Below are 7,128 nucleotides of genomic sequence, written 5' to 3' on the forward strand. Positions count from 1 at the left end.
TATTTACCTCTATTTAAAAACTACAATATCATCATCATTAATATATTTACCAGATTGCACTTCTATTATTACTAATGGTATTTTTCCCGGATTAGATAATTTATGTTTAACCCCCATAGGAATATATGTGCTTTGATTTTCAGTAAATATACTATCCTTATCATTGATCGTTATTTTTCCTGTACCAGATATAACAGTCCAATGCTCACTTCTATGATAATGCATCTGCATCATTAAACTTTTACCTGGATTCATTTCCACTTTTCGAACTCTATAATCTTTTCCTTCAGTCAAAAGTGTATATTTACCCCAACTGCGATACATCGTCACATTTTCACGTGCTTCCTTACGGTCAGCTTTTTTTAATTTACTAACTACATCTTTAACCTTTTGTGACTGCCCCTTTTGTGCTACAAGCAAAACGTCTGGTGTATCAACTATTACAAGATTATTTAAATCAATACCAGCAATTAATCTATCTTCAGCGATTATCATGGTATTAGTACAATTATCTGTTAAAGTATCACCGATAAAAGCATTATTATTTTCATCTGATAAAACTTCTGCTATAGCGTCAAAACTACCAATATCATTCCAATAAATATTTTCCATTGGTATCATCATCATCTTTTGTGATTTTTCTGCTACTGCATAGTCAATAGAAATATCTGGCATATAAAAAAAATTATCAACTGTATACTGATAACCCTTTTGGGTAATATCTATTATTGTTGGCATATGTTTAGTGAGTTCAGCCTGCATAGTAGCCATACTAAACATAAACATACCACCATTCCAATAATAATTACTAGAAGCGATATATTCTTTAGCTGTAGCTAAATCTGGCTTTTCTTTAAAAGAAATAACTTTTTTAGCTAAATTATTATTTTTCTCTGCTTCAATATAACCATAGCCAATCTCTGGTTTTGTTGGCTTAATTCCCAAAGTCACTATATTATCTTTTGCTATATCTTGAGCATTTCTAATTAAATCTTGAAAAGCATCTATCGGCTTAATTAAATGATCAGAAGGACTAATAAATAATACTTCATCATCATTACATTTTAATTTATCTTTACAATAAATCTGTGCTAAAGCTATTGCCGGTGCTGTATTTCTGCCAACTGGTTCAACTATTACATGTGCCCCTTGTGCATTAATCGATTTAAGCTCTGCTTGCACATGAAATATATATTTTTCATTTGTAACAACGACAATATCTTCTGGTCTTACTAAACCAAGAAATCTTTCCACTGTTTGAGCCAATAGCGATTTATCTTCAATTACATGCAAAAATTGCTTTGGATAACACGCTCTTGATAATGGGAACAGTCTTGTTCCACCACCTCCAGCAAGTATAACTATCTTCATTTTAAACTGCCCCTTTACTGAAAAATACTGCTTTAATCGTCTTAAAAAGTAATACCATATCTATCCATACAGACCAATTATAGATATACCAATTATCCATCTTCAATCTGCCTTCAAAGGTCACATCAGAACGACCATTGACTTGCCAAAAACCCGTTATCCCAGGTACTGTAGAGATGATTATCTTATAATATTCTCCCATTTTTCCTATTTCTCTAGGAAGATATGGTCTTGGTCCTACAAGACTCATTTCTCCCTTAAGTACATTGAGTAACTGTGGCAATTCATCCAGACTTGTCTTACGCATTATCCTGCCTGCTCTTGTCACCCTTGGATCAAAATCATGTAATTTTTGAAACTCATCCCATTCTGCTTTTGCTTCAGGATTTTTCGCTAAATAATCAGCTAATATCTCATCTGAATTCATATACATAGAACGAAATTTATAACAGGTAAATTCCTTACCATCTTTACCAATGCGTTTTGCATTAAAAAATACTGGTCCTTTGGAGTCAAATTTAACCCAAAAATAACACAGTATTAAAATCGGTACAGCTGGTATACAGATGATCAGCCCCATTATTATATCAAAAATTCTTTTTGCTATTCTATTACGCATATATGCTAAATTATTCTTTATATTTAACAGTACTATATCTTCTCGATAAATGCGTCTTACATCAAGATTTGCTATCGGTGTACCGATTATATTTGGTATAAAGGCTACATTTCTAACTAAAAATTGAATATTAGTCAATAATTCTTTTAAACTATTTCTATCCAATCTAGTTTTTGCTATTATTACAGTCTTCACACCACATTTTTTTATATATTCAGCAGATTTATCTATACCTTTAAATAGTGGATATCTCTGCTTTAAATACTCCGAAGAAAAATCATCATCAATAATTCCTACGACTTTTATGCCAAAACAACTATTATTATCATAAAATTTAATAACTGCTTCCGTTACCGCTCCTCCACCAATAAAAATCACTGGCTCTTTGAGAATATCTAAACGATTACAAATATATATGAGAATTTGACGTATGCTATATAAAAATATAAAACTAAAGATAAATAATAAAACTACATATAAACGAGAAATCTTCGTTATATCCTCATGTATTAAATATAAAATAAATATAGCTGCTATTATACTATAAAAATTAGCACAAAAAATATCTTTTATCTTTTCCCAATACGGTACCATGCGTTTATGTGTATCTGCATAAAATAAGAAAAAGATAAATACAGCAGGCACCCAAAGATAAAAATAAGATTTAGGAATATCCATATGAAAATCTTCTGGCATGAAAAAATTACAAAGATAAAAAGCAATCGCCTCTGCCAAAATTATTGCTATATAATCACCTATACTGACTATCACAGGCAATATATATGCAGCAATATTATCCATTTTAGATATTCTATTTTTCGAAAAATTATTATCCACTAAGATCCCCCGCCTGTATTTATCTCTTATTTATCATAAACCGTATCGTTTATTATATACATATAAAGTATAACCAAAGGAAATCATAATACCCAAGACAAAGCCAATAGCTGCAATAATTTTCTTATTTGGCTTAGCTGGCATATCTTCTCTTGGTAAATTAGCTGCATCGATTATCTGAATATCCATCGACTCTTGAGCTTCTTGTATTCTTGTATTTTCATATGCTTTTACAAGATTTGTATATACTTCTGAAGTTATAGTCTGATCTCTTAAAAGACGCATATATTCCACACTATCAGCAGATAAAGTGGAGATATTGCCTTCTGCTTCCTGTTGTTTTGCTTTTAGGGCATCAAGAGAAGCACTTGTCACCGCTTTTTCTGTCTCTGTCTGCACTTTTTCCATCAAGAGATTACCTTGTACTGGTGTAAGTGTAGCACTCTTAGAGTTTACAGCACTTTGAATTTCTCGATCCAAAGATCTTTTAAGTTCGGCTAGTTCCTGTTTTGCCTGAATCACATCTGGATGTTCTTCTGTATAACGCTGTTCAAGACCGACTAACTCTACCTGTTTATTGACAATAGCTGTACGCAAATTCATAATAGCATCATTATCAGAAATATTGTATTCGAGCAAAGAGCTATTTTGCTGTTCTAATTGACCTGTTACATCTTGAAGTTTAGCACTATTTGCTTGTTCTTGTGCTTCTAATTGAGCGATATTCGTATCATAGGCACTGAGTCTATCGATAAGTGCTTTCGCCTGATCATCCGGAGAATAAATGCCTTTTTCTTGCTGATAAGCTTGCAATTTATTTTCGGCAGTTTCCATCTCTTCTTTAGCTATCGCCATGCGATCATTTAAGAAATTGAGCGAAGAAGAATTTCCTTCTTTATTTAATTTCGTCATCAAAGTGAGAAAATTATCGGCTACAGATTGAGAGATCATCTGTGCTTCTTCTGGAGTTTTACCATAAGCTGTGATATTGATTAAATCTGTTTTCTTTGTATTTGTGATTTCTAGATTAGATTTTATGAAACCATCTGTAGTCATTTTTTCCTTTTTTTCTTCATCCATATCTAGACCATCAATAATCGGTTGAATGACTTCCCTTGATTTCATAAGCTCTATATAATTTTCTGGACTAGCAGAAGATGATGATCCCCCTACATCTATACCAAAACCTGCTGCCATTGCAGCCATACTTGACATAGCTGAATTATTAGAGGATTTTATTCTAACAAGTGTATTTGACTGATAAGACTTTGGCAATACAAATGCTACTATAATAGCAATCACTGTACAAATCACTATGATCGGTATAATTACTTTTTTCTGCTCTCCCATTATAGAGAACAGCTTTCTTAAATCAATTGTATTATCATTATTATTTATATTATCCACTCTTTGCCCTCCTATTAATCTGTAATTGCCTTATAAGTAGTATAGATACCGAGAAGTGGTAAAATATCTTGTTTATAGTCGATTTTATTGGATTTAGGAATAAATACTATATCACCATCTTCTAAAGCTAAGTTCTGTGTGATATCGTGTTTTTCAATATAGTTTTTAATATTAGCTTCCTTTATATACATAGTGCCATCAATTATGCGGATCACTTGTGCTTTTTTGATGCGACCATATGTAGTCACCCAACCTGCTTTAGATATAGCATTGGTCACATTCATATCATCAGAAGCTAGTTCTACTGTTCCTGGATTATTCACTTCTCCTAATACTTGCACCTTGCGTGGTCCATAAGATGTAACGATAATTGACATATCTGGTATTTTTAAATACTTACTGAATTTCTGCATAAGTACAGTTTTGGCTTCTTCTATAGTAAGACCAGAGAGTTTTACAGAGCCAGCATATGGCAGATTTACATAACCATCTGTACCTATCATGATATTATCTAAGCCTTGTGCATCTTTGAAGCCGATTATACGCACTGATATAACGTCATATTTATATAGACGATATTGGTGATTATAATCTGTTATTGATGTTATCGCTGCTGGTTTAAAAATAGCAGTATCATCTGCCCCTACCTCTATAGGTACAGTATTCAATCCCATATACAATGTATTATCATCCGTCTTATCAGCTGCAAAAGAAGTAGCAGCAATCATGGATAATATTGCCGTTGTTACTATCACTTTTTTATACATAAAATTCCTCCATATTCTTTCTATGTATTGACTTTTCCTTTTTCATTAAGTTCTATTTTATACATATAGCCAAAATGCGTCAAGCCTTTAAATATGAAGCTTTTTTTCATATAAAATAACTAACACTATTAATGCTTATATATTTACTAATGAAATTATTTTTCTAATATATATTTATAAAAAATAAATGTTAGAATAAACTAGTTTATCCTAACATTTATTGAAAATATTATCACTTAATCTTTCATTAAAACTTTATAAATATAAATCATAGCTATAGCTAATAAAACAAAACCAGCTACTACACCGATCCAACCACTGCCTGCAATACCTGCTACTAAATATCCTAAGAAAGAGCATGTAGCTACTACGATTACATATGGAACTTGTGTACTTACATGGTCGATATGACTACATTGAGCTCCCGCAGAAGCCAAGATAGTAGTATCAGATATTGGTGATACATGGTCACCACCTACAGCACCAGCTAATACTGCTGCTACTGTAACTACTAAAAGATGTGGATCTGTAGATACTACAGCAAGTGCGATAGGAATCAAGATGCCGAATGTACCCCAAGAAGTACCAGTAGCAAAAGCAAGACCGATAGCTACAAGGAAGAACACTGCTGGCATGAACATACCTACAGTAGCATTATTGGAAACGATACCGCCAACATAACCACCGATATTCAAATAATCTTCACCGCAAACACCAGATAAGCTCCAAGCAAGACATAAGATAAAGATAGCAGGTGTCATTGCTCTAAAACCTTGATTGAAACATTCACAGAATTTACCAAAGCGGAGTACTCCACGTGGCACATAGAGTAAGAATGTGAACACTAAAGCGATAAAGGAACCAATTACTAGACCTCTAGCGGATTCACAATTAGCAAAAGCATCAGATACACTAGCACCATCTAAAATACCGCCAGTATAAAGCATACCGAAGATACAGCCACCGATTAAAACGATAAGTGGCAATAATAAATCTAAGATTTTACCATTACCTACTATTTCCATCTGTTCTTCTTTATATTCTTCAGGAATAATTAATTTACCATTGCTTCTTTGTTCTAAAGTCTTCATAGCGGCAAAATCTTTACCTGTCCAAATCAAGAACAACATAAAAATAATAGTAAACCATGCATACATATTAAAAGGAATTGTCTGCAAGAATAAGGAGAAACCATCAATAGCACTGTCTTCTGGAAGTGAAGAACTAACTGCTGCTGCCCAGCTAGATACTGGAGCGATAATACAAATTGGTGCTGCTGTAGCATCAATGATATAAGCGAGTTTTGCACGAGTTACATTAAATTTATCAGTAACAGGTCGCATAACTGTACCTACAGTCAAACAGTTAAAATAGTCATCGATAAAGATAACTACCCCTAAGATAGAAGTAACGAGTAAAGAACTGCGTTTTCCTCTGATTACACTTGCTGCCCATTCACCATAAGCACGAGAAGCACCAGAGCGAGCAATAGCTGCTACAATAATACCTAATAAGACCAAAAATACTAAAATATATACATTTCCGCCAACTTTATCGGACATAATCGCAAAGAATGCATCAATAGCAGCTAATAAATCAAAGCCTGTGAACATTAAAGCCCCTACAAAGATACCCACAATCAACGACATGTATACTTCTTTTGTCGCCAAAGCCAATACTATGGTAATTATCGGAGGCAATAGCGACCATGCTGATTCAACCATTCATTTCCATCCTTTCTTATATATACAAATTATAAATAGTTAAAAACAATAGCTATATTATACCATCTATAGACTATTTGGCAAAATGCTTTTTGATAACAATATCCTGTCCTTATTGACATACTCCCCATGCTTAAAGGCAGGGGATTCTTGGATACAAACGATATTTGCCTACTAAAATAGCAGGTCTTACTATATCTCTCCAAAGAAGGTTGATGCCCCAACCTTCCATATATTTATAGCAGCATTTCTATCTCTATCGTGGCTGGTTTTGCACTTTGCGCAAATCCACTCACGAACTGCCAAATTTTTAGTTTCAGGATTTTTTGTACCACAAATATGGCAAATTTGCGAACTTGGATAGTATCTATCTATTTTTTGCACTATGGAGCCAACTTTTCTT

The 7,128-nt window shown here is 33.2% G+C and carries 6 protein-coding genes; all 6 read right to left on the minus strand.

Annotation, left to right across the window (positions count from 1 at the left end; all coding sequences use genetic code 11):
- Positions 1-9 precede the first annotated feature (9 nt).
- Entirely contained in the window at positions 10-1,371 is a 1,362-nt protein-coding gene (locus F553_RS0106115) for a mannose-1-phosphate guanylyltransferase/mannose-6-phosphate isomerase (protein ID WP_018999422.1), read from the minus strand.
- 1 nt (position 1,372) lies between these two features.
- Positions 1,373-2,827, minus strand: coding sequence for an undecaprenyl-phosphate galactose phosphotransferase WbaP (gene wbaP / locus F553_RS0106120; protein WP_018999423.1), 1,455 nt, complete (start codon positions 2,825-2,827; stop codon positions 1,373-1,375).
- A 33-nt stretch (positions 2,828-2,860) separates the two neighbouring features.
- Complete coding sequence (locus tag F553_RS0106125) at positions 2,861-4,234, minus strand: GumC family protein (RefSeq protein WP_018999424.1); 1,374 nt, start codon at positions 4,232-4,234, stop codon at positions 2,861-2,863.
- A 14-nt stretch (positions 4,235-4,248) separates the two neighbouring features.
- Positions 4,249-5,001 carry a polysaccharide biosynthesis/export family protein gene (locus tag F553_RS0106130; protein WP_018999425.1) on the minus strand — a complete coding sequence of 251 codons (753 nt, stop codon included), beginning with the start codon at positions 4,999-5,001 and terminating at the stop codon, positions 4,249-4,251.
- Positions 5,002-5,237: 236 nt separating this feature from the next.
- Positions 5,238-6,725, minus strand: a complete 1,488-nt coding sequence (locus F553_RS0106135) for a Na+/H+ antiporter NhaC family protein (protein WP_018999426.1) — start codon at positions 6,723-6,725, stop codon at positions 5,238-5,240.
- Positions 6,726-6,917: 192 nt separating this feature from the next.
- Positions 6,918-7,128: zinc ribbon domain-containing protein (locus F553_RS0106140; protein WP_018999427.1), on the minus strand; the 211-nt coding region annotated here is incomplete at its 5' end.

It is taken from the genome of Megamonas rupellensis DSM 19944, assembly GCF_000378365.1.
In the GTDB taxonomy this organism is placed as follows: Bacteria; Bacillota; Negativicutes; order Selenomonadales; family Selenomonadaceae; genus Megamonas; species Megamonas funiformis.

Coding starts and splice junctions, on each gene's coding strand:
- F553_RS0106130 (WP_018999425.1), bottom strand. CDS start 5,001: ATGTATAAAAAAGTGATAGTAACAACGGCAATATTATCCATGATTGCT.
- F553_RS0106135 (WP_018999426.1), bottom strand. CDS start 6,725: ATGGTTGAATCAGCATGGTCGCTATTGCCTCCGATAATTACCATAGTA.
- F553_RS0106115 (WP_018999422.1), bottom strand. CDS start 1,371: ATGAAGATAGTTATACTTGCTGGAGGTGGTGGAACAAGACTGTTCCCA.